Raw genomic sequence first — 22,885 nt, forward strand, 5'->3', positions numbered from 1 at the left:
CGAGTCGAACCTGTTCGGACCGCCGTGATCAACCTTTTTTACTCTCAGTCGTCCACCGCCCGGCGATGGGCGAGAACCTCGGACTCACCGAAGCCGTCTCGATCGCGCTCGGCGGGATGATCGGCGGCGGTATCTACGCCGTCCTCGGCGTCGTGACGCGAATCACCGGCGCGGCGACGTGGGCGGCGTTCGTCCTCGCCGGCGTCGTCGCGCTCTGTGCGGCGTACTCCTACATCCGGCTGAACGAGCTCGCCGACCAGGGCGGCGGCTCCGTGACGTACATCCAGTGTTTCACCGGCAACGAGACGCTGGCGGGGATGGCCGGCTGGACGCTGCTGTTCGGCTACGTCGGCTCGATGGCGATGTACGCCTTCGCGTTCGCGGAGTTCGCCATCTCGTTCCCCGTCGTCCCGGAGTCGGCCGCGGGGCTCCCGCTCCGCTCCGTGATCTCGGTCTCGGCCGTCGCGGGCTTCGTCGGGCTCAATCTGCTGGGCGCGCGGGCCACGGGCACGACCGAGAACGTCCTCGTGGCCGCGAAGGTGCTCGTCCTCGTGCTCTTCGGCCTCGGCGGGATCGCCTACGCCCTCGGTATCTCGCCGTCGCCCCCGGACGTCGGCGCCGGTCGACTGCTCTCGACGAGCCCGCTGATGGCGGCGGGCGTCTCCTTCGTCGCCTTCCAGGGCTGGCAGCTGCTCTTCTACGATCAGGAGCGCATCGTCGACCCGGGAGAGACCATCCGGGAGGCGATCTACGTCTCGATCCCCGCGGCCGTGGGGATCTACGTCGTCGTCGCCTTGGCGACCGTGAACCTCGCGCCGGAGGCGCTGACGACGCACCCGCACACGGCGCTGAAGGTCGCCGCAGAGCGGATGCTCTCTGCTGTCGGGATCCGCCGGCTCGGCGGCCTCGTCATCGCCCTGTCGGCGCTGTTTTCGACCGGGAGCGCGATCAACGCGACGCTCTTCTCGTCGGGCTACTTCGCGAAGGGGCTGCTCTCGAAGGGCTTTCTCCCCGACCGCGTGGGGGACGCCGACGCCGACGGCGTGCCGCCGCGGCTGATCCTCGGCATCGGCGCGATCACGGCGCTGTTCTCAGCGTGGGGGAGCCTCGACGCCGTCACCAGTTTCGCGTCGCTCGCGTTCATCGTCGTCTTCGGGGGGGTGAGCTACCTCGCGCTCCGCCAGCGCGCGCAATCGTCGGTGCATCCGGTTCCGCCGGCGGTCGGCCTCGTCGGCGCCGCGGGGTTCTTCCCGGTGATGCTGTATCACCTCTACGCCGCCGAGCGCAACACGTTCTACGCGGTCTGTGCGCTCGCGGCCGCGGTCGTGGCCGTCGAGGTGCTCTACTTCGAGCGGTCGACGCTCGCGGCGGAGATCACGGAGTTCGAAGACCTCGTCGACGCCGACGTCGATCCCGACATCGACCCGGACGTCGGCCTCGGGAGCGAGTGACGAGACGGGCGTTCGTCCCGGCTCACTCCGAGAGGACGACCTCGTCGCCGGGCGCGAGGCCGAACGCCTCGTCGCCCCGCCCCCGATTGACGTCGCACTCGACGTAGCCGTGGCTCCCGACCGTCACCAGCCGCTCGCCCTCGTCGACCTCGGCGAAGGCCGTGACGGCCGGCGCGGGAGTGCCGTTCACCTCGATATCCGTCCCGGCCCGTCCGTCGAGGAACGACCCCGGAACGTTGGTGATCGCGTTGCCGAAGTCGTCGACGACGAGCACCTCGCCGCGGGCGGTGTCATCTCGAACGGACGCCTCCGGGAACCGACAGTCGACTAGGGAGTCGGGCGCCTCCGTGGCGGAAACCGTCTCCACGCGGGAGACCGCCGGGACCGACGCCAGGGCGTCGACGCCGGCCTCGTGGACCTCGGCCGCGGCCGGTGCGAACACGTCGCGGCCGTGGAACGTCGACGAGGCGGGGTCCGCGTACTCGTAGACGAAACAGTCGACGGTCGGCTCCCTCTCAGAGTTCGACTCGGCCGCGCGCTCGGCGATCCGGCGCGCCGCCGGCAGCAACACGCCGTTGTCGGGGCCGACGAGCGCGTGATCGCCCGCGCGGACGACGACGGCGTCGCGATCGGTCCCGACGCCGGGGTCGACGACGACCAGGTGGACCGCCGGCGGGAAGTACGGGAGCGTCTCGCGGCACCAGAAGGCCGCCGCGCGGACGTCCTGGCGGGGGAAGTCGTGGGCGACGTCGACGAGGCGCGCGTCCGATTCCTGGAGGATGACGCCCTTCATCGCGGCCGGATACGGGGTGCCGAAGTCGGAGGTGAGGGTGATCATCGTCTCACTCGGGGTCGCTGGCGCCGTCGCTGCCCGCGTGGGCCTCGTCGACCACCTCCCCGTTCGTGTCGGTGTCGCTGACGCGCTGGATGCGCTCGATGCCGTCGATCTCCTCGATCACGTCGGCGACGGGAGCGGGGACGAGGCTCTCCCAGTCGTCGCCGTGGATCATCCGCGAGCGCAGTTCGGCGCCTTCGAGGACGTCGCGGTTGAACATCGGCGACTGCCGGACCTCGACGCCCGCCTCCGAGAACAGTTGGATCACGAGCGGATTGTTCGAGTAGGCGACGTCGAACGCCGGCGACATGCTCTGGACGTGGCTCACCCACACGGAGTTGCGTTCGAGGTCCTCGATCGGCACCGCGTAGGTGGTGATGTCGAGTTCGGCGACCGACTTCGTGACCATCATCAGGCGCTCGCCGGCGGTGAAGGGATTCCGCGGGGTGTGGGAGTCGCCCGCCGATCCGATCCCGAGGACGAGCTCGTCGACCTCGCTCGCGATCTCTGTGACCATCCGGTGGTGACCGTCGTGGTAGGGCTGAAACCGGCCGATGTAGAACCCCCGCATACGTCGGGAGTCGGCCGCATCGTTTATAAATACCCCGAGACGTGGCTACGGGCGTATATGACTTATAAACCGACTCAACCCCACGATTTCCGGATTTTACGGAATGAGAATTCGAGGAGAAAGTATATTAGTCGCCCGGCCTTGGTTTCACGTAGCGAAGTATTCTATGAGTAACGACACGGATGCCGACAAGAACTCCCCCGAAGAGGGGGGCGGCGTCACCGACGGGGCGCCCGACTCGCCGCCGTCCGAGGAGGACGCGGGCGAGGGGTTCCGCGACGGGGTCGCCGACGAACCGGCCGACGGGCCCGGTGGGTCCGACGAGCGCGGCGGCCGCTCCGAGCACCGGAACGGTCAGGTCGACCCAGATCCGAATCCGAATCCGAGTCCGAATCCCGATCCGGATTCGGGCCCCGGGTCCGACGTCGACGAGGGAACGGGGACGATCGACGACCTCGGGAGCGACGTCGAGGTCGACGCCGAGGTCGCCGAAGACGTCGACGAGGACGACCTCCTCGGCGGCCTGCGGATCGACTCGACCGACGAGATCGACGTCCCCGACCGGCTCGTCGACCAGGTCATCGGCCAGGAGCACGCCCGCGACGTCGTGATGAAGGCCGCCAAGCAGCGGCGGCACGTGATGATGATCGGCTCGCCCGGGACGGGCAAGTCGATGCTGGCGAAGGCGATGTCGGAGCTCCTCCCGCCGGAGGAACTCCAGGACGTCCTGGTCTACCACAACCCCGACGACGGCAACAACCCGAAGGTCCGGACCGTCCCGGCCGGCAAGGGCGAACAGATCGTCGAGGCCCACAAGGAGGAGGCGCGCAAGCGCAACCAGATGCGGTCGTTCCTGATGTGGATCATCATCGCGATCGTCATCGGCTACTCCTTCATCATCGCGGGCCAGATCCTGCTGGGGATCCTCGCGGCCGGGGTCATCTACCTCGCGTTCCGCTACGGCTCCCGCGGCGGCGACGCGATGGTGCCGAACCTCATCGTCAACAACGCGGACACGACGACGGCGCCGTTCGAGGACGCGACGGGCGCCCACGCCGGCGCGCTGCTCGGCGACGTCCGCCACGACCCGTTCCAGTCAGGCGGGATGGAGACGCCGAGCCACGACCGCGTCGAGCCCGGCGCCATCCACAAGGCCAACAAGGGCGTGCTGTTCATCGACGAGATCAACACGCTCGACATCCGCAGCCAGCAGCACCTGATGACGGCGATCCAGGAGGGCGAGTTCCACATCACCGGCCAGTCCGAGCGCTCCTCGGGCGCGATGGTCCAGACCGAGCCCGTCCCGACGGACTTCATTATGATCGCCGCGGGGAACCTCGACGCGATGGAGAACATGCACCCCGCCCTGCGCTCGCGGATCAAGGGCTACGGGTACGAGGTGTACATGGACGACACCATCGAGGACACCCCCGAGATGCGCCGGAAGTACGCCCGCTTCGTGGCCCAGGAGGTCGCGAAGGACGGCCGCCTGCCGGAGTACTCCGCGGAGGCCATCGAGGAGGTCATCCTCGAAGCGCGGCGCCGCGCCGGCCGCAAGGGCCACCTCACCCTCAAGCTCCGGAACCTCGGCGGGCTGGTCCGCGTCGCCGGCGACATCGCCCGCTCGGAGGACGCCGACTACGTGACGCGCGACCACGTGCTCCAGGCGAAGGGCCGGAGCCGCTCGATCGAACAGCAGCTCGCCGACGACTACATCGAACGGAGGAAAGACTACGAGCTCCAGGTCTCGGAGGGCTACCAGGTCGGCCGCGTCAACGGCCTCGCCGTGATGGGCGAGGACTCGGGGATCATGCTCCCCGTGATGGCCGAGGTCACGCCCTCGCAGGGCCCCGGCGAGGTCATCGCTACTGGACAATTGAAGGAGATGGCCCAGGAGGCCGTCTCGAACGTCTCGGCGATCATCAAGAAGTTCTCCGACGAGAACATCTCCGAGAAGGATATCCACATCCAGTTCGTCCAGACCGGCCAGCAGGGCGTCGACGGCGACTCCGCGTCCATCACGGTCGCGACGGCCGTGATCTCCGCGCTTGAGGGCGTCGGCGTCGACCAGTCGCTCGCGATGACCGGGAGCCTCTCGGTCCGGGGCGACGTCCTGCCCGTCGGCGGCGTCACCCACAAGATCGAGGCCGCCGCGAAGTCCGGGTGCGACCGGGTCATCATCCCGGCCGCGAACACCCAGGACGTGATGATCGAAGAGGAGTACGAGCAGATGGTCGAGATCATTCCGGTCTCCCACATCAGCGAGGTCCTCGACATCGCGCTGGAAGGCGAGCCCGAGAAGGACTCGCTCGTCGACCGCCTCAAGAGCATCACCGGCTCGGCGCTCTCGCAGGGCGAGAACGTCTCCAGCCCGTCGAGCCCGAGCCCGCAGTAGGGTAGATGCCCGAGTGGGCGACGTTCGCGGGGTTCGCGTTCGTCGTCACCGCGGGCCTGCTTCTTCTTTCACACGCGTCCAAGAGCATCCTCCAGGAGCGTCCCGACGACGTCGGCGAGCCGCCGGCGAATCACCATCTGGGCGAGCCGACGAGCGACACCGTCTGCGACGCGACCTCCTCTGGTAGCGAGGAGTCGATCACGCTCCCGAAGTCCGGCGTCGAGTTCCGGGTCCGCCAGGAACGCTCGCCCGACGACGTGGGCGAGCCGCAGTCGCGACTGGCCGACGTCTCGACGGCGTCGCTCCTGGCGAACGTGGCCGTCTCCCAGGGTATCTTCGGCGTGGTGCTCCTCGCGGGCGCGTGGTACGCGGAGATCCCCGCTCGGGCCTTCGGACTCGCGCCCGAGCGGATCGGCCTCGGCGCCGCGGCGCTCGGCGTCGGCGTCGGCCTCGTGCTCTACGCGGCGAACGAGGCCGGGGCGGCCGCGGGAGCGCAGTTCGGTCTCGGCGTCGGCGACGGCGAGCGCCTGCGGAGCGCGCTCGCGCCCGAGACGGCGGGCGGGTGGGCGCTCTTGCTCCTGGTCGTCCTGCCGGTCATCGCCGGCTTCGAGGAGCTGCTCTTCCGCGGCGCGCTCGTCGGCGTCGTCAGCGCGGGCTACGGGATCTCCCCGTGGGTGCTGGCCGTCGTCTCGTCGGTCGCGTTCGCGCTCGGACACGGCGCGCAGGGGCGGCTGGGCGTCGTCGTGACCGGCACGCTCGGCTTCGTCCTCGCGGCGACGTTCGTCGTCACCGGGAGCCTGCTCGTCGTGATCGTCGCCCACTACCTCATCAACGCCTTAGAGTTCGTCGTCCACGAGGGGTTCGGCGTGGAGTGGCCGTCCGCGGACGGCTGAGCGGCTACGCCCCCTCGATCGCCCGCAGTCGCTCGGCCACCGACGACGGCGCGGCCCCCGGGGCGTCGCGGACGCGGTGATCGGACACGAAGAGCGGCACCGGGTTCTCCGCGAGCGCCGTCCGCGCGGTCTCGACGTCCTCGCGCTCGTCGGGGTCGAGTCCGGCCATCCGGATCACGCGGTCGAGCGAGACGGTCTCGCCGTGGGGGACGTTCCGGGTCGCCTCCAGCACCTGTCGCTGGTCGGTCGGCACCGTCAGCGCGACCGCGACGTCGTCGAAGTGATCCGCCTCGCCGTCGAGGTACGCGAACACGCGGTCCAAGAGCGGGTGGTCGGGGTCGGCGTCGGCCGGCGGCGCCTCGGGAAAGGAGACGCTGATGACCCGACCGCTCGCGACGCCGATCTCGACGGTGCGACCCAACCGCTCGGAGGTCCGCGCGAAGACGCCGACGTCCATACGCCGCCGTTCGTTGGCGCCGGGCTTGAACCTTGAGAAACGCGGGCACGCGAGCACGGCGTGGGCGGAGACGTCAGGACTCCGGAGAGCCTCGCCGGAGCTGCTCGCGGACGTCCACGACGAGGAGGTACGCCGCGATCGAGAGGACGATCGCCGAGAAGGCCGTCCAGAGCAGTACGTTGATGCCGTTCGGCCCGGCCCAGTACGGCGTGATCGGCCGCGCGGTCGGAGCCGCAAGCGGCCAGAGCAGGTCGGGCGCGACCGTCGGATTCGGGCCCAAGAGCGGCCTGTAGTTGTCGGCGAGGAGGTGCGAGAGGTGGGCTAACGCGAAGGGGCTGCTCAGCCGCGGGCGGTCGGTCTTCCACCGTAGAGGCCGACGAGGGCGAGGAACGGAAGCGCGACCGGAAGCGAGTGCACGAACACCCGCCCGGAAGGGAGCACGCCGAACTGGTGGGCCAGCGGCTTGTCGACGAGGTCGGGGAACTGGCTGCCCAGGAACACGACCGCCGCGAACCGCGGCGTCGGCAACCGCCGATCGCGCGCGAGGACTTACGCCAGCGCCGGGACCAGGGCGACGGTGAAGTGCTCGGACGGAAGCACACTCGGACGTGTGCTCGCGGCGACTAAACGACACCGACACGCAAACCTTATGTGCAAAAGAGTCCGTTAATGGACATAGATGAACGCTAATGAGGACAAGCTTGCCCCGGAGGTCCGCTCGATCCTCGCGGCCGCCCGGGAGCGGTCCGGCGGCGGGGCGACCGTCGACGTGGACGCGCGGTCGTTTCCCGCGGCCGTGCGGGCCGCGGAGGCGGACGGACGCGTGCCCGTCGTCGCCGAGGTGAAGCCGACGAGCCCGACGACCGAAGGCGAGCGGACCGACGACCCGGTCGCACTCGCCGAGGAGATGGTCGCGGGCGGCGCGACCGCGCTGTCGGTGCTCACGGAACCCGAGCACTTCGGCGGGTCGACCGAGAGCCTCCGGCGGATCCGGGAGGCGGTCGACGTCCCGGTGCTCCGCAAGGACTTCGTCGTCCGCGAGGCGCAACTGGACGCCGTCGCGTCCGACCTCGTCCTGCTCATCGCGCGCTTCCTCGACGAGCCGGGGACGGACTCGCTCGCGGCGCTGTACGAGGCGGCCCAAGAGCGGGGGTTCCAGCCGCTCGTGGAGGTCCACACCCGCGGGGAGCTGGAGCGCGCCCTCGACGTGGGCGCGGAGATCGTCGGCGTCAACAACCGCGATCTCGGGGAGCTGGAGGTCGACCTCGGGACGTTCGAGCGGCTCGCGCCGCACGTGCCCGAGGACGTGACGCTCCTGGCCGAAAGCGGCGTCGCGAGCGTCGAGGACGTCCGGCGGATGCGCCGCGCTGGCGCGGACGCGCTCCTGATCGGGACGGCGATTATGGACGGCGACGTCCGGGCCAACACCGAACGGCTGACGGGCGTCGAGGCCGAGAAGGGACGTAGAGGCGGCGCGACAGCGACACACACGGGATCCGATACACGATGACACAACAGTACACGGACGGGAAGTTCGAGGAGTACGGCGGCCAGTACGTGCCGGAGGCGCTGATGCCGGCGATCGAGGAGCTCACGGACGCCTACGAGCGCTACGTGCTGGAGAACGAGGACGGCTTTATGGACGAGTTCCGGCGGCGGCTGCGGGACTTCGGTGGGCGGCCGACGCCGACGCAGTACGCCGAGCGGCTCTCGGAGCGCTACGACCGCGAGGTGTACCTCAAGCGCGAGGACCTGCTCCACGGCGGCGCGCACAAGCTCAACAACGCCCTCGGGCAGGTCCTGCTGGCGAAGTACATGGGCAAAGACCGGATCATCGCCGAGACGGGCGCGGGCCAGCACGGCACCGCGACGGCGATGGCGGCCGCCCACCTGGATATGCCCTGCGAGATCTATATGGGCGAACGCGACATCAACCGCCAGCGGCCGAACGTCTTCCGGATGCGGCTCAACGGCTCGGAAGTGAATCCCGTCACGACGGGGCGCGGCACGCTCAAGGAGGCGATCTCCGAGACGATGCGCGACTGGGCGACGAACGTCGAGGACACCCACTACGTCATCGGCTCGGTCGTCGGCCCCCACCCGTTCCCGGCGATGGTGCGGGACTTCCAGGCCGTCATCTCCGAGGAGGCGCGCCGCCAGATGAGGGAACAGACCGGCGGCCTCCCCGACGCCGTGCTCGCCTGCGCCGGCGGCGGCTCGAACACGATGGGCGCGTTCGCGAACTTCGTCGACGACGAGGGCGTCGAACTCTACGCCGTCGAGGCCGGCGGCTCCAGCCTCGATGTCGACGAGGAGGCGGGCGTCGCGCCCAACTCCGCGTCGCTGTCGACGGGCGAGGAGGGCGTCCTCCACGGCGCCCGCACGAAAGTCCTCCAGGACTCCGACGGCCAGATCATGGAGAGCCACTCCGTCTCGGCCGGCCTCGACTACGCGGGCGTCGGGCCCGAGCTCGCGCGGCTCGTCGACGACGGCCGCGTCGAAGCGGTCAACGTCGACGACGACAGCGCCCTGGAGGGCTTCCACCGGCTCTCCCAGACGGAGGGGATCATCCCCGCGCTGGAGACGGCCCACGCGTTCGGCTACCTCGAAGAGCATTACGAGGAACTCGGCGAGACCGTCGTCGTGAACGTCTCCGGCCGCGGCGACAAGGACCTAGAGACCGTGATCGAGGAGACCGAAAAGCGCGACATCGAGGGCGCGCCGTCGATGGCGGAGTTCTCGGGGGGGATCTGAGATGGCCGATCACGCCAATTCCGACCTCTCCGAGGCCTTCGCCGACGGCCCCGCCTTCGTCCCCTACCTGGCCGCGGGCGACCCCGACTACGACGCCTCGCTCGAATACGTCGAGGCGCTGGCGCGCGGCGGCGCCGACGTGATCGAACTCGGGCTCCCGTTCTCCGAGCCGATCGCGGAGGGCCCGACGATCCAGAGCGCGGTCGTGCGGGCGCTCGAAGGCGGGATGACGCCCGACCGCTTCTTCCAGTTCGTCGAGGACCTGGACGTGGACGTGCCGCTGGTCTGTATGACCTACTACAACCTCATCTACCAGTACGGCTCCGAGCAAGGTCCGCGCCCGTTCGTCGAGCGCGCGGCCGAGGTCGGCCTCTCGGGCTTCGTCGTCCCCGACCTCCCCGCCGAGGAGGCGGACCCCCTGCGCGAGGCCTGCGACGAGTTCGGGCTCGATCTGGTGTTCATCGTCGCGCCGACGACCCGCGGCGAGCGCCTCGACCGGATTATGTCACAGGTGTCGGGCTACGTCTACGTCCAGGCGCGCCTCGGCGTCACGGGCGCGAAGGACGACGTCTCCGGCCAGACCGAAGCGAGCCTCGCGCGCCTCTCGGAGTACGACGTCCCCAAGGCGGTCGGCTTCGGGATCAAGACCGGCGAGCACGCCGAGCGGATCGTCTCGGCGGGCGCCGACGGCATCATCGTCGGGAGCGCGCTCGTCGACATCGTCGCCGAGGGGACCGAACACGACGATCCGGTCGACGAGATCGCCGACCGACTGGAGGCGAAGGCGCGGGAGCTGAAGGAGGGCGCCCTGCGCGGATACGAACAACGTGTGCCCCAAGCGGAACGCACATAACCGACGGTTGCCACAGCCTCACACACGATGAACACAGGAGTCTCCGCGCGACTCGAACGCATCTCGACAGGGGGGCGATACCTCGTCGTCCCGATGGACCACGGCATCACGCTCGGCCCCGTAAAGGGCCTCGTCGACCTCGAATCGACCGTCGGCGCGATCACCCGCGGCGGCGCCGACGCCGTCCTCACCCAGAAGGGCGTCGCCCCGCGCGTCCACCCGAACAAGAACGGCAAGGGCTACATCGTCCACCTCAACGGCTCGACCGCGATCGGCCCGGACTCGAACGACAAGCGCCAGACTGGGACCGTAGAGGAGGCGCTCCGGGCCGGCGCCGACGCCGTCTCGTTCCACATCAACGTCGGCAGCGACCACGAGCCCGACCAGCTCACGCAGCTCAGCGAGGTGACGGAGACAGCCCACCGGCTCGGCGTCCCCGTCCTCGCGATGAGCTACGCGCGCGGCCCCGGCGTCGACGAACACGACGCCGAGAGCCTCGCCCACGCCGTCCGCATCGCCGAGGAACTCGGCGCCGACGTCGTCAAGACCGCCTACTCCGGCGGCGCCGACTCCTTCGAGCGGGTCTGTGAGGCCACCCGGCTCCCGGTCGTCATCGCCGGCGGGAGCCGCGGCACCGACCGCGAGACCGCCGAGATGGTCCGCGGCGCGATGGACGCGGGCGCCGCGGGCGTCTCGATGGGCCGGTCGATCTTTCAGCACGACGACCCCGAGGCGATCACCCGGACCGTCAGCGCGATCATCCACGACGACGCCGACGTCGACGAGGCCGTCGAGGCCGGCGGGCTGGGCCTCGAAGCGTAGCGCGTAACGCGCGAAACCGAACGCCGCAGCCGCGGACGGACAGTCGGGCCGGAGCCCGCGCGTTTATGACCGTGGCGGGCCAACTCACGCCTATGCCTACGACGCTCGAAGTTCGCTGCACCGACGACGAGTGCGAGATGGATATGTTCGAGCTCCACTACACAACGTTTTCTTACTGAGTAAGTGTTACACGAAATAAAACCGTGTTGTGTCTATAAGATGTCATAAATTTACAAAAGAAACGCGGCAGAGAGACAACAGATAGCAGAATCTGATACCCGACTCTGGTCAGTCTTTGACTCTACCGATATAAATTAAGAAATTGAGGTGTTGTTACTCTGAGTCCTCAGAGTCTAGCACTTCGTCTCTGTAGGCTTCCAGATCTTCCTCGTCTAGTTCCATCCATTCCATCAGGTCTATACTATCACCCTTGAACAGGTGCGTAGCGACGTGAGGCACCATCTCCGCGAAGAATTTGTCTATGTCGTCGACTCCCTCCCGGAGTTGACCTCCCCGAGAGCAGAGTCGATAGGCCTCACGTTGGGTTTCCTCCGAAGAGTCGAACTCGACGTAGGTTTTTGATCCGTCGTTGCTATCATCGTTGCTTAGGTGCTTGCTAGCTCCCATAGTTGGACCTGCTCGCGGTATTGCGATTTTTGCTATCGCGAGCAAAAGCGCTCTCGCGTCGAATTATTATAAAGATCTTGCTAAATCATCAAAGGCAAAGTCGACGAAGAAAACATATATTTCAAATAAAAAAGCGCGACAGAAAACGGGAAGAGCGCTCTTTTGCACGTCCTCCGGTGGGAGGACAAATGGCTTCTCGAAATCTGTGAAATTATTTCAGAAATCAACTGCTGTCATCATTGAGTGTGACGGAGCAGGACTACTCGCGTTAAATCATTATATCCTACTGTCAGGCCTGCTGAAGATGACGACAAGCTTTCTTGAGGACCGCGTCTGGACGCAGCCGGTGTGCTTCACATAACGTTCTTCCTCTGTGCGCTGCTCCGGGGTGTTCGGGGCTGTCGCCTCCGCTCTTATTACGTGGGAGCTGTCGACAGGTCTCCTCGAAATATTTGGATGAATTGTAGATAGGAGTCGACTCCCTCTATATCCTCGTTATTAACAAGCGTGGCAGAGCCTGTGCGTAACCGTTGTACTACAAATCCACATTTAGGTCAGCCAACGACGAAACTACCAAGCCAATCAGAATAATGACGACGATAGCAAGGAGAACTGACGAAAAACGGCTTAGACCATCTAAACTCAGGGCTAAATCAATGATTGCAACGAACGCAAGAACGGCAGTAAGAGTTGAGATTGACTGATTTATTTTAGCCTGGCTTGCTGCTTGCTCGTGATCCCGAGCTACCTCAAATCCCTTTTTAGTGAGTTGGAAGAATTCCTCGCCGTGATCCTCAATAAGATCGTTACGCTGAAGAAATCTAAATGCGTCTCGGGCTTCTTCTGCGCTTAAATCGGTGTTTTGGACCAGCGGGTGATCCCCTTGAAGTTCGGGCTCAGTCAGTTTGTAATATTCACGTTTCTGATCGTGGGTATAAATGAAATGAAGTAGTTTGGCCCAGTTCTGCCTCATAGATCCTACCCGATCATTTGCGTGTGACCACATTTAATTGTAGCAGGTGTCCGATTTGAGTCAGATCTCTATTCTCAGCTTCACGTGATCCTCTCGCATCTGACGTTTTATTAACAAGGGCGGATAGAGACTGAATATGCCAACAAAGAAACAGGCTGGTGGCGGGATCATCGCGCTGCTGGTAATCATTATCGTAGTGGGGCTCGCTTTTGAAGTTCCAGCAGCATCTGAGCTGGCAGTAATGAGCTTTGAACTCGCTGGACTCCCCGTTACTCCACCGATTGGGATGGCACCTGATCTTGGTGAGTTAGCCGCACGAACCGGAATAAAAGGTACTATTGGTCAGGTTGCTCTTTCCGCTGTCGCTATCGTGGCGGGACTGAAAGTACTGGAATAGAGTTGTTCGAAGTATGTACGAGGATACGCCCAACAAGGAGGAAATCGACTGGTTGGCTGAGAGAATGCGAGAAATATACGATTATGACCGGTTGAAAGATTGTGATATTGATTACCTCTACAATCGGGAGTTTGGAGTGGAGGCGCAGTCTCTTATATTCGAGGCGATGTTTCCAGACGAGCAGAGCAGCATCCAAGGAGAGCTACGTGCAGTGATGATGGATGACAAGAGGGCCGAAAGAGAAGCACTAACTGAGGCGGAAAAAATTCGACTGGAATTATTAAAGAAAGAGATAGAAGTAGAAATTCACCGCGCTTTCGGACATAGAAAGGAGTTACGTCGAGAGGATAGGAACAAACTCGCCAATTCTATTTCAGACGCGCTCGGCTCTCTTGCATCGCTGTTTCCTTGGGGCTAAGGATTCTCAAGGAATGCCCGCTGCCCTTGCTTGGCTGCTTCTGTATTCGAGAAACCACGGTTCCTGGAATATTCATTGTAGATCGGTTTTGAATTATTAACAATACTACCTTTATAACCCCTCATTACAAATCAAACCTCATATATGGTTAAAAATTTTAGCGAATTAGAGGAATCTATCCATATCGCAGTAGACTCCCTCTCCGGCGCAACGACTAGTCGAACAGGTCCGTTCATTTCGGGCTACATCTCGTTGGAAGGCCCGGAGTTCCCTAACGAACTCTTCCGCCAGTACAACCAGATGTTGGCCCGTGTGGACTCCTCTCTGACGGTCTCTAATGACGAACACATCCGCAAGCAGATCTGGTTTCTGAAGGAAGTGGGAGTACTGGAGGAAGTGACTACAGAGGTCTTGGCACTTGATCCGAATGTGGACAGGGACGAGTTCGACAAGAGGTACTACGATACGACGAGCGAGGTGGATATGAGTTGGCTGAACTCGGATCCTGAGAGCATCGCTCTCGCATTAGCCGGACGAGAGGGAAGCAATGGATTATTCGAGGCTATCGGGCAGCCCTCTCCTGCGGATATCCCTCCCGAGATCCTGAACCCGCAGCAGGTGTACTACGAGCAGAACAGCCCAGATTCAGCCTACTTGGAGGGATAGCTATGCAGTATGAAGAGTACTCCGAGAAAGCCAAACAGCGGTACGCAGAGGCAACCCTGAAAGATCGAAAATCGTGTCTCCGATTGTTCGATGTCTATCTCGCAGGATCCCACACGGACGGGATGAGTGGGAAAGATGCCGTGCAACGCTTCCGAGATCTGAAGCGCACAGCCAGAGCCAGCTACCAGTTCTCCGAGTACGAACCAGAGTCATTCGAGCAGCTGACGGAGTTCATCAGTTTGCTTTTTGAGCTGGATCTCAGCCGAGAGATGATTCGGCATTACTTCGACTCTATACAGTCCTATTGCGACGAGATGAATCTGGAGTGGTTCTCCGAGAGGGAGTTCCGAAAGTACCGGGAGAGACGGTTCAAAAACTCTGACAGCGCGACTGTCTACGGACTAGCCGCTGACGACAGGAACGTATATCGGCTCAGTGAGGTAGAAACGATACTCGAGTATTCAGAGTCTCCGTATCGGGAGTTCTTCGCTATCCAATATCTACACTGTCGGAGACCTGGCGAGGTACTCTTACTGGAATCCTCCGATGTGAGATTGGAAGACGGCCTCGTGTGGTATCACATCCTCAAGCAGCAACGTGGAGAAGATAACCGAGAATACGTGCAACTCCGAGATGATGGAGAAAGAGATATCCTGAGAGGTCTAACCCAGAACCAGGAGGGGAAGCTGTTTGATCTCACCCTGAATGAGATTCGAGATGAACTCAGAAAGATTCAGCAAGATCACGATATCCCACAGCTCAAGCTCAAGGACTTCCGCCATACCCGAGTGAGTCATCTAAAAGCCGCTGGATGGAGTGACGTAAGGATTAGAGACGAATACACTAAGCACAAGCACCTGAGTACGCTTCAGGACAAGTATATGAGCTACGTTCCAGAGGAGATCTCCGAACAAGATATCTGGAACGTGCTAGCTTGGAGTTCACCTAGAGAGGTTGAGCGCTCTACTGATACTGATGCCATATAACGGGTAATAAGCAGGTATGGGCTATGAACTTCGGTGTAGTGCTGATGTTTATTGATGTTGCCCAAACGGTACTGATGGGGACAACCGGTTCTACACATTAGCAGACAGTGTAGCCTACATTATCGGAATAGATTCTCCAGAATCACGGGGGCAAATTGCTGTCGTACTCCGGCAGGCACTGCTACATATCCGGGTTTCATCACGTGCCCACGTGGGGCAGTCATATTAGAAACCTCTGTGTTTAGAGCCACCTGTTCGAGCAACGAATCGAGCAGATGTAACAGATCGAAGGAGGACGTACTCCAATATTCGATATCTGGATCGTGGGGCATCTCGATGACTTTGGGGAGGACTATCCTAATCAAATGAAGCGTCTCTACAATTCGTTTATCAAGGAGAACCTACACGGACCCTATTGAGTACCAGACGATGCTACGCTATATCCGACTGTTGGCTATTGAGCGAGAGGGAATCTTGATCGAATCCGATCCCTCAAATCATACAGTCCAACAGCAGACTGAAGACTCTTAGTTTCCGAAAACTACTATTCCGTAGAAGATGAGTTCTCTACTGAGTGGTTAGACCAAGAGCCAGCAGAAACAGCGGTGGTAGAAGACCTGAGGGAACCCGTTCCTAGTGGATTGTTAGATCCCTGGTCTGATTAGTTGGACCCACATCTCTGCGTTCAACACGGAGGGCACGCGCAAGGCAGTGGATCGGATTATCGAGGCCATCGCCGGAAGCATCGACCGGCTTCTTGACCAAAAAGTTTGACTCTGAGCCGTTGATGAAAACCGTACGAGCCTCTGTTGTCTCACTGACGAAGGATTGCTACCGTATTCATCTAGCCATATCTATCTTTGTCAGAGGGTTTCAGTAAATCCAATTAACTTTATTAATAAGCCGTCACTCTCAGCGACTTAGTGACCTCAGACGATCTTCTCGAGAGTGATTTAGATAGGCCAGATATCGCTCAAGAACTAGTCGACCGTCTCGGTGGGAATGTGCAATGGTATAGTCATATCGATATTGAAGGGAGAGACGAAGCTCTTCATATCCATCTAAAGCCCCCACTGCCGCAGAAAAACAGACTCTACCTTTACAACATTGTTCCATCCGGTAGAGAAGACGAGTACAAACTGAATGCTAGGCTTCCTCCGATTGAAGACAAGGGGAATGAGGAAGACGATGACGATGACGAGGGGGATGATGACTCAAGAAGATACGCCCCGGATCGATCGGACGACTACCTCGTTCTCGTAGGAGGCTACCACGAGCAATACGATATCTGGGCCTTCTGGGATGATAGCCTGAAGGACACTTACTCATCAAATCCTCCTCTTCAGATAAAGAAAGAAACAGTGGAGAAAGCTGCCTCAAACGGCTTCGCCATACAGGAAAGAGATAGAGCCGGTCACGGAGGGGAGACCGTAGTTGCAGTAGGACGCAATTCTGTAGACGAGGCTATTGATCTTCGAGGCAGGTTTACACGCAATCGACGGATACTGAACGAATATCTTCACGAGGACTGGCGTGAGAGCGGTTCGAGAGCCCAGGTCGTGGAACGGATCACCGACATCGTGTTGGAAGACACTGACTCAGACCGTCCAATGAGCGAACGGCGGAAAGATGCCGTTCGAAAGGTTGCGAACGAAAGAAGAATTGCTCCTGACACTGTAGAGAAGAAACTGAAAGGTGAACTTTTCCCCGAAGAGCTGCCCGGGAAAGATGGCTACATATCCACGCAGTTCGACCCTCTTCTTAGGAAAGTAGAGGACGCGGTCAGGACAGAAAGAGAGATCATTGAAAACGATTTGTTGAGATACATCGACTCGGTTTCCTCAGAAATCGGCATTCAGGTCGTTTCTCTGCCCCCGGAAGACTGGATTGTCAGTTGTTATTACAACTCTATTCCCTTTACTGATGAAGGAGAAACAATCCCGGAGGGTGATGTCATAGTTTTCCATCTTAACGACAGTTCTGACGTTCTTGGCTCCGACGACTACGAAACCGGATTAATCGGCGGAGCAATTGCTGGGACAACGCGTGAAAAAGACGACAAAGAGGACCGCTGGTATCAAGAGCACGAAGATGAAAAAACCTATTCGTACATCACCGAATTCCGACGTGTCTTCTACTGCGGAAAACCCGGAAGCCTCGATTTGAAAACCAAGATTGACGGAAAAGATTCGTCCGACATCAAAGAGGAAACTTACTACCTGACGGAGAATCTGTTTGCCGAGGAGAGAGGTGACGAAATACTCGGTATCGACTTCCCTCCCAGTCAGAGAATCCAGGAACTCGTACGGGGCAGTAAACCTTCTGACCTAGAGCCTGCGCGGGAACTGGTACAGCAACTGGCAAAATCTATCTCTGAGGCACCTAGTGTAAACATCTTCGCGGATTACGACGGCAAGTTAGGCGATGAAATGTTCAAAGGTCTCCATCTACCAGGTCAGAAAAAGGATATCAAGGCACAGGTCAACTCCGCTCTCCGCACCGGAAAACACATTATCTTCACTGGGCCCCCCGGGACTGGTAAGACTGAGATAGCCTCAAACATAGCCGAGATTCTTGAAAACCAGCAGCCGTGGCAGTTTTCCGGCTCTCAGATCACTACTGCCACCTCTGATTGGTCTACATTTGACACGCTCGGGGGCTATATGCCAGAGGAGGATACGGACGGAAGCGATCAGTTATTCTTTACATCCGGGATCCTTCTGAATCGGCTGAAGAAGGACCAGACGCTAGAGCAAAGAAACGAGCCAATTGTAATCGACGAGCTGAATCGGTCGAATATCGACGAAGCGTTCGGCCAGCTCTTTACTGTTCTCTCCGGAGAGTCTGTACAGCTCCAATATACGCGTAACGGCGAAGAGCTTGAAATCGTCACCGCCGACTCTCTGGAAGGTTTGCCCAAGGAGAATCAGTACGTAGTGCCAGAGTCGTGGCGTATCCTAGCCACGATGAACACTTTCGATAAAAATTCGCTGTATGAGATGAGCTACGCGTTTATGCGACGTTTCTCCTTCATCTCGGTAAACGATCCGTTCCAGGAAGGCACCTACGAAACTGACGATGAACTGAACGACCTTATCGAGGGCTACGAACAGTATTGGAATACTGACTCTACTAGACCGCAAAGGATCGCTGTGGCCACTGTCTGGAAGCATACAAACAAAGCTATAGACAGTCGTGCCATTGGCCCAGCGATCGTGAAGGATATGTTGGACGGTGTAACTGAGATGACCTCCGACGGTCTGAACAGAGATCAGGCTTTGACCAGCGTCATTCTGAACTACATATTCCCCCAATTCGAAGGCGTGCGCGGCCGAGAAGCGGTCATCAAATCGATAATCGAGAACAGCGAAGTCGACGAAGGCAAAATCAGGAAGGCTGCGAAGGACCGATTGAACATCGAGTTTGATGACGAGAATGATTGATAACGACGATATTATTGAACAGCTCGGACAGGATATCTTCGCCTACGTGATGAGCGGCTCACGGGCTGAGACAGAGATTGCCCGTAGGATCAAGCCGGAGGAACTTAGCGACCGCTTCCTCGACTATCAGCGTCTTCTAGATCTCCACTTCATACTCCGTCCGGAAGTTGTCAACTTCGTTAAGGAGTTACCTCAGCGCCTTCGCAGCATCAAAACGTCAACAAAGGTCAAGACGAAAGTTCAGCACGGCGGAATCGAAGGTAGGATAAACTGGGGTTCAACGATCAAACACAGATATTCTCGAAACCCAGCAGACAGATCGGTTTTCGTCTGCGACAATAAGACGGTAAACTACGATATCCCGGAGAACGTCGTTCTCAAACACCTTGTCGCCCTCATACATCAGTGTCTTCAGGACTCGAAGAGATTCCTGAAAAACGACTATACGTGGAATGAGGAGTCTTGGAAAGGCGAAGACGAACTGATAGAGGAACTGGAAAGAATCTTTGAGCGGAACGTTCACGTCGATCGGATTCGGTTCCCTGAGAGTTACGAGCCAACAGAGCGGATGCTTGTCTCGGCAGAATCCTCACGGCAGCCACTCTACTTCGAAGCTGCTGACCTCGTGAAGAGAAGACGGAGAATTCAGGAAGGAGATCCAGACGAAATAGAAGACCTTCTCCGAAAAACCGCCATTACACCCGATGACGAGTCCACACTGTTCGAGCTGTACGTTCTTTTCAGATTTATCAGAGTCCTTGAAAATATGCGGGACGATTCGGTAACTCTCGAAACTATAGAGCGTGATAAAAACGAGATAGCACGCTTCGATGGAAATCCCGAAATGGTTCTCTATCACAACACATCTGCTGCAGATCGAGATATTTCCTTCGACATCGACGAGTCTTTCGGGGACTCAAATGATCTCTCCCGAAGTGACAGAGTCCAGAAAGTGGCTAAAACCTTCACGGACAATTACTTCGAAGAAGGATACGAGAACTATACTGGACGACCCGACACGCTCGTATTAGAGATAAAGAATACCGAGAGGAACGAGTACGAATATCTCATAGCTGAAGTGAAGGATAGCACTAGCAAGTCAACTATAAGGAGAGGTATTCGGGAAACGCTAGAGTACCTTGCCTTCCTCCAAGTCAAAGATCCAGATACGAAGACTAAGCAGTACGCACACGACAATACTGAGGACGATATATTCGGCTCAAAATGCAAGGGTCTCCTCGCCATCCGCGATCTCGATACAAAAACGCAGGACTTCGAGGAACAGTCTTCTGAGATGAAGGTGCTCCAGGCGTCAGAACTTGAGGATGATCTTCCGAAGATGATCAGAGAAGCGTTCGGTAGCCTTAGTTAGTCGTAGGAGCCGCTAAGAGTCTGCTGTTCGCCTTCCTGGAATTTTCCGGTTTCGTTCAGGTCGTAGTTCATCACGAGACGTTCGGTGGCCTCGGTCGACCGACTATCGTTGTCGTGTTGCTTATTCATAAACTGGGATCGGCCTTTTTCGACGACGAAGTAATCTTCCAACCGCTCGGGAAGCCGCTGATATGAGACTGCCCAGTTGCCCTCGGTTTCCTCCAGCACATCAACGAGACGTTCGTGATCGAATTCGCCGTGCCTGTACAGGTCGTCACCCTCATCCATATAGGGCGGATCGCAGTAGAAGAACGTATCTTCGCTATCGTAACGAGTAATCAGCTCTTCGAAGTCCAATTTCTCAATTTGAACATCCCGGAATCTTTCAGCGAACTTGTGCAGTTTCTCTGTCGCGTTCCGAAGTTTACGGGCCTTATTTCTCTGATGCGCTCCTGCGAAGCCCGAGGGTGTCCGGTACTTCGAGGCGTACTGCGAGTATCGAAGGTAGAAGAACCGGCCCGCGCGTTCGATTGGATCGTCCGGTCGCTCACCAGAATAAAACTCCTCCTTGAACTCTTGATGCTGCTCACGGGCGTACGGGACCTTGTTGAGCCATTCGATGAGTTCGTCCTCTCGCTCCCGCAACACACGGAAGAACTGGACGAGATCGCCATCCAGATCGTTATATACCTCAGTATGGCTCGGTTCCTTCGTTAAGAGAACAGCTGCGCCACCACCGAAGACCTCGACGTAGCATTTGTGCGGCGGGAAATGTTCGATAATCCACGGGGCGAGATACGCTTTCCCCCCAGGATACGGAAACACCGACTCAGGCATATGACCCAGTTATCGTTGGCTGGTGCATATAGTCTTTTCATTTAATCAGCCTTGCTCGATACTGATGAATCGAATAAACCTGATTGTGTCCTCCATTACAGGTCGTGATTTAGTGGTATAGAGTATGTTTCCGCAGGTGTTCTTGAGGATGCTATGATCCAGCGTACCAAGTCAACCGAGCAGACCTGACCCTTACCAATGCATGACAGTAACCGAGAATTACTTACTCAACTTCCTTCCCTGCTACCCCATCGTCGCTGGTTCCCCCTTTGGATCGGGTACTTCCAGCATCGCATTCAGGCAGACGAAATCAGCCATCACTTCAAATACGTTGCCGAACGAGCGGACCTTGATTTCGACATCGAAGAACTGGTATAACACCTTCGTCCACTCAAACCAAGTTAGTATCAGATTTTCCCTTTATACCACGATAATCTTTCACCGATATACATTCCTTCAGTGGGAGTCTCAATGGTGACTTCGCTCTCTTCAATCAGCGGTAGTAATTCCTCGTAGTAGTCCTTCCCGGCGTGTAGAACGAGCGTTACGTCTTCGGAGAGTAGACTTTGTTCCTCTAATTGCTCCGCTACCTTTTCAGACCATTCTTGCTTCGTAGCCTTTCCCGCTCCACTGAGCGTCTCATCATATGGCTCAACTGGATCCCCATCGGGATCAAGCAACCCGTATTTGGCTGAAAGGATCCACCAGTCGTCGTGATGCTGCTCAGCATAAGCACGCATCTTCTTGAAATAATCAGAGGTGTAGAGCTCCTTGGGAGTAGCCGGTTCATCTCGCTTGGTTTTGACGCAGCTGACGAGTCCGATCTCTCTGCTCATACTGAAGATTGTAGTTGAGAAAGCATTTAGTTGCAATCCTGGATTGCTACTGATATGAATCAAGACAGGATCGACTCAGTGGCTAGCTCTATCTCCGCTCTCGGCTACGAGGGAATTATTCTCTTCGACGAAGAAGAACCGGAATACCAGACCTTCACAGCTCTTAGCAGCGAGTTAGGAGATGAACCTCATCGTTCTCTTCTTGGTATCTGTGCGGGGACGGCTGATTATCAGCTCGCAGGGGATGCTCAACGTTTCTGGAACGAGTTGGAGCAAGTAGCGCTATCCCACGGACAACTCGACTCTACAACAGATGTCAAAGAAATTCTCGGGGACTTTATGGAAGTCTCCGTGAACGCCAGGCTCAACCAGCAAAAGCGAACTCGGCTCATCAAGCTCTTTGACAACGACTTTTCTGACTGGTTCATCGAGAACTACGACGAGGTCCAGCCCCTGACCGTGTGGGAGAACCTTGCTGAGGCTCTCGATAATCCGATGAAACGAAAGACGATTGTCTTCGCTATGAAGGTCTACGATATCATCCATCTCATTGAGAACGACACCTATCTCAATTTCCCTGAGGATATCCCGATCCCCTGTGACCTACAGGTCGAAAGAGTCGCTCGTACTTCTGGAATCACTGACTCGGAAGAGGAAAACGAGGTGATGAGTGCTTGGGCAGAGGTTGCTTCGCAGGTCAGTGAGGATCTTGGAAGACCGATCTCACTACTTCGGATAGACAGTATCGTGTGGCAGAGCGGGCAGATCATCGGAGAGTATGAGCCGAATCAAGACGCTGCCCGAGAAGCACTCAGAGGGTATTTTGATCAGATTGGTCTTGACGAGAAACAAGCTGGAAAGTTAGCAGAAGAACTTACGACCGAGATGTGAGTAGCGAGAGCAAGCGGAGAACCGTGTTTATCGTGGATTACCCCTACCCTCCGAATATTTGCGATTCAATACTGGATATCTGAATCTGAAATATCACCGTTCACCGCCTATATCGGCGGATTTTTCACCGGAATCACGGTGTATCCCCACGGCCTGGGCATTGATGATGATCCGAAATTTCTGCTACTACAGTAGATATTTCTACTTTCACTCTGGTTAGGGATCCTTTTTGTCTTATCAGGTGTATCAGGGGTAACAAGGGAGTCAGCGATTGTCACACGTTCAGGCTCCCTATCCCCCTATGTCCGTTCAGCGATCCCCACTCGGCAACTGCCCGTTCTGTGGTGAGGAGATACCACACAGTAACATTCTCATCGAGTATGAGGGTGGGCTCTTCGCAGAGTGTCCA

Annotated in this window: 23 protein-coding genes and 1 pseudogene; 15 read left to right on the plus strand and 9 right to left on the minus strand. The window is 59.1% G+C overall.

Annotated features, from left to right (window positions below; genetic code table 11):
- Window positions 1-65: 65 nt before the first annotated feature.
- Window positions 66-1,451, plus strand: coding sequence for an APC family permease (locus tag ACQUQ0_RS02630; RefSeq protein WP_435182974.1), 1,386 nt, complete (start codon window positions 66-68; stop codon window positions 1,449-1,451).
- 22 nt (window positions 1,452-1,473) lie between these two features.
- Here ACQUQ0_RS02630 and ACQUQ0_RS02635 read toward each other — a convergent pair whose 3' ends face one another.
- Together ACQUQ0_RS02635 and ACQUQ0_RS02640 are read right to left on the minus strand one after the other, a co-directional pair.
- On the minus strand, window positions 1,474-2,289 hold the full coding sequence (locus ACQUQ0_RS02635) for an SAM hydrolase/SAM-dependent halogenase family protein (RefSeq protein WP_435182975.1): 816 nt from the start codon (window positions 2,287-2,289) through the stop codon (window positions 1,474-1,476).
- A gap of 4 nt (window positions 2,290-2,293) precedes the next feature.
- A complete protein-coding gene (locus ACQUQ0_RS02640; RefSeq protein WP_435182976.1) occupies window positions 2,294-2,857 on the minus strand; it encodes a nicotinamide-nucleotide adenylyltransferase in 564 nt (187 codons plus the stop codon).
- Window positions 2,858-3,023: 166 nt separating this feature from the next.
- Between ACQUQ0_RS02640 and lonB the strand changes: the two genes are divergently transcribed.
- Entirely contained in the window at window positions 3,024-5,252 is a 2,229-nt protein-coding gene (lonB, locus tag ACQUQ0_RS02645) for an ATP-dependent protease LonB (protein ID WP_435182978.1), read from the plus strand.
- Window positions 5,253-5,257: 5 nt separating this feature from the next.
- Complete coding sequence (locus ACQUQ0_RS02650) at window positions 5,258-6,145, plus strand: CPBP family intramembrane glutamic endopeptidase (RefSeq protein WP_435182979.1); 888 nt, start codon at window positions 5,258-5,260, stop codon at window positions 6,143-6,145.
- A gap of 4 nt (window positions 6,146-6,149) precedes the next feature.
- Here the strand turns inward: ACQUQ0_RS02650 and ACQUQ0_RS02655 are convergent, their stop codons facing one another.
- The 3 genes from ACQUQ0_RS02655 to ACQUQ0_RS02665 all read right to left on the minus strand — a co-directional run bounded on the left by ACQUQ0_RS02655 (window position 6,150) and on the right by ACQUQ0_RS02665 (window position 7,130).
- Window positions 6,150-6,602, minus strand: a complete 453-nt coding sequence (locus ACQUQ0_RS02655; RefSeq protein WP_435182980.1) for an MGMT family protein — start codon at window positions 6,600-6,602, stop codon at window positions 6,150-6,152.
- Between the two features lie 73 nt (window positions 6,603-6,675).
- The gene (locus tag ACQUQ0_RS02660) at window positions 6,676-6,882 is read right to left on the minus strand and encodes a hypothetical protein (RefSeq protein ID WP_435182981.1); all 207 of its coding nucleotides are present in this window, start codon (window positions 6,880-6,882) and stop codon (window positions 6,676-6,678) included.
- Window positions 6,883-6,941: 59 nt separating this feature from the next.
- The gene (locus tag ACQUQ0_RS02665) at window positions 6,942-7,130 is read right to left on the minus strand and encodes a hypothetical protein (RefSeq protein WP_435182982.1); all 189 of its coding nucleotides are present in this window, start codon (window positions 7,128-7,130) and stop codon (window positions 6,942-6,944) included.
- A 151-nt stretch (window positions 7,131-7,281) separates the two neighbouring features.
- Between ACQUQ0_RS02665 and trpC the strand changes: the two genes are divergently transcribed.
- From trpC to ACQUQ0_RS02690, 5 genes and pseudogenes are all read left to right on the plus strand, one after another.
- On the plus strand, window positions 7,282-8,112 hold the full coding sequence (gene trpC / locus ACQUQ0_RS02670) for an indole-3-glycerol phosphate synthase (RefSeq protein ID WP_435182983.1): 831 nt from the start codon (window positions 7,282-7,284) through the stop codon (window positions 8,110-8,112).
- Entirely contained in the window at window positions 8,109-9,356 is a 1,248-nt protein-coding gene (gene trpB, locus ACQUQ0_RS02675; protein WP_435182984.1) for a tryptophan synthase subunit beta, read from the plus strand. Before trpC ends, trpB begins: the two co-directional genes overlap by 4 nt.
- 1 nt (window position 9,357) lies before the next feature.
- Window positions 9,358-10,209, plus strand: coding sequence for a tryptophan synthase subunit alpha (trpA, locus tag ACQUQ0_RS02680; RefSeq protein ID WP_435182985.1), 852 nt, complete (start codon window positions 9,358-9,360; stop codon window positions 10,207-10,209).
- 27 nt (window positions 10,210-10,236) lie between these two features.
- Window positions 10,237-11,031 carry a 2-amino-3,7-dideoxy-D-threo-hept-6-ulosonate synthase gene (locus ACQUQ0_RS02685; RefSeq protein ID WP_435182986.1) on the plus strand — a complete coding sequence of 265 codons (795 nt, stop codon included), beginning with the start codon at window positions 10,237-10,239 and terminating at the stop codon, window positions 11,029-11,031.
- 92 nt (window positions 11,032-11,123) lie between these two features.
- Window positions 11,124-11,195, plus strand: a pseudogene (locus ACQUQ0_RS02690) (DUF7559 family protein); the annotation flags it as partial.
- A 169-nt stretch (window positions 11,196-11,364) separates the two neighbouring features.
- Here the strand turns inward: ACQUQ0_RS02690 and ACQUQ0_RS02695 are convergent.
- Together ACQUQ0_RS02695 and ACQUQ0_RS02700 are read right to left on the minus strand one after the other, a co-directional pair.
- Window positions 11,365-11,658, minus strand: a complete 294-nt coding sequence (locus ACQUQ0_RS02695) for a hypothetical protein (protein ID WP_435182987.1) — start codon at window positions 11,656-11,658, stop codon at window positions 11,365-11,367.
- Between the two features lie 535 nt (window positions 11,659-12,193).
- Complete coding sequence (locus ACQUQ0_RS02700) at window positions 12,194-12,631, minus strand: hypothetical protein (protein ID WP_435182989.1); 438 nt, start codon at window positions 12,629-12,631, stop codon at window positions 12,194-12,196.
- 136 nt (window positions 12,632-12,767) lie between these two features.
- Here ACQUQ0_RS02700 and ACQUQ0_RS02705 point away from each other — a divergent pair, with 136 nt between their 5' ends.
- The 6 genes from ACQUQ0_RS02705 (at window position 12,768) to ACQUQ0_RS02730 (ending at window position 19,913) form a co-directional block, all read left to right on the plus strand.
- Window positions 12,768-13,028 carry a hypothetical protein gene (locus ACQUQ0_RS02705; RefSeq protein ID WP_435182990.1) on the plus strand — a complete coding sequence of 87 codons (261 nt, stop codon included), beginning with the start codon at window positions 12,768-12,770 and terminating at the stop codon, window positions 13,026-13,028.
- A gap of 13 nt (window positions 13,029-13,041) precedes the next feature.
- Window positions 13,042-13,446, plus strand: a complete 405-nt coding sequence (locus ACQUQ0_RS02710; protein ID WP_435182991.1) for a hypothetical protein — start codon at window positions 13,042-13,044, stop codon at window positions 13,444-13,446.
- A 144-nt stretch (window positions 13,447-13,590) separates the two neighbouring features.
- Window positions 13,591-14,112: a hypothetical protein gene (locus ACQUQ0_RS02715; RefSeq protein WP_435182992.1), complete on the plus strand. Its 522-nt coding sequence runs from the start codon at window positions 13,591-13,593 to the stop codon at window positions 14,110-14,112.
- A gap of 2 nt (window positions 14,113-14,114) precedes the next feature.
- Entirely contained in the window at window positions 14,115-15,098 is a 984-nt protein-coding gene (locus ACQUQ0_RS02720) for a hypothetical protein (RefSeq protein WP_435182994.1), read from the plus strand.
- 923 nt (window positions 15,099-16,021) lie between these two features.
- Window positions 16,022-18,541 (plus strand): AAA family ATPase, encoded by a 2,520-nt coding sequence (locus ACQUQ0_RS02725; protein WP_435182995.1) that lies wholly within the window; start codon window positions 16,022-16,024, stop codon window positions 18,539-18,541.
- On the plus strand, window positions 18,534-19,913 hold the full coding sequence (locus ACQUQ0_RS02730) for a hypothetical protein (protein ID WP_435182996.1): 1,380 nt from the start codon (window positions 18,534-18,536) through the stop codon (window positions 19,911-19,913). Before ACQUQ0_RS02725 ends, ACQUQ0_RS02730 begins: the two co-directional genes overlap by 8 nt.
- On the opposite strand, the gene ACQUQ0_RS02735 is transcribed toward ACQUQ0_RS02730, so the two are convergent.
- Together ACQUQ0_RS02735 and ACQUQ0_RS02740 are read right to left on the minus strand one after the other, a co-directional pair.
- On the minus strand, window positions 19,910-20,749 hold the full coding sequence (locus ACQUQ0_RS02735; protein WP_435182997.1) for a DNA adenine methylase: 840 nt from the start codon (window positions 20,747-20,749) through the stop codon (window positions 19,910-19,912). The two genes, ACQUQ0_RS02730 and ACQUQ0_RS02735, sit on opposite strands and share 4 nt — an antisense overlap.
- Before the next feature lie 407 nt (window positions 20,750-21,156).
- Entirely contained in the window at window positions 21,157-21,585 is a 429-nt protein-coding gene (locus ACQUQ0_RS02740; RefSeq protein ID WP_435182998.1) for a DUF6884 domain-containing protein, read from the minus strand.
- A 54-nt stretch (window positions 21,586-21,639) separates the two neighbouring features.
- Between ACQUQ0_RS02740 and ACQUQ0_RS02745 the strand changes: the two genes are divergently transcribed.
- Complete coding sequence (locus ACQUQ0_RS02745) at window positions 21,640-22,476, plus strand: N-glycosylase/DNA lyase (protein ID WP_435183000.1); 837 nt, start codon at window positions 21,640-21,642, stop codon at window positions 22,474-22,476.
- The last annotated feature ends 409 nt before the right edge of the window (window positions 22,477-22,885 follow it).

This window comes from Halobellus sp. EA9 (genome assembly GCF_051195055.1).
Classification (GTDB): Archaea; Halobacteriota; Halobacteria; order Halobacteriales; family Haloferacaceae; genus Haloquadratum; species Haloquadratum rubicundus.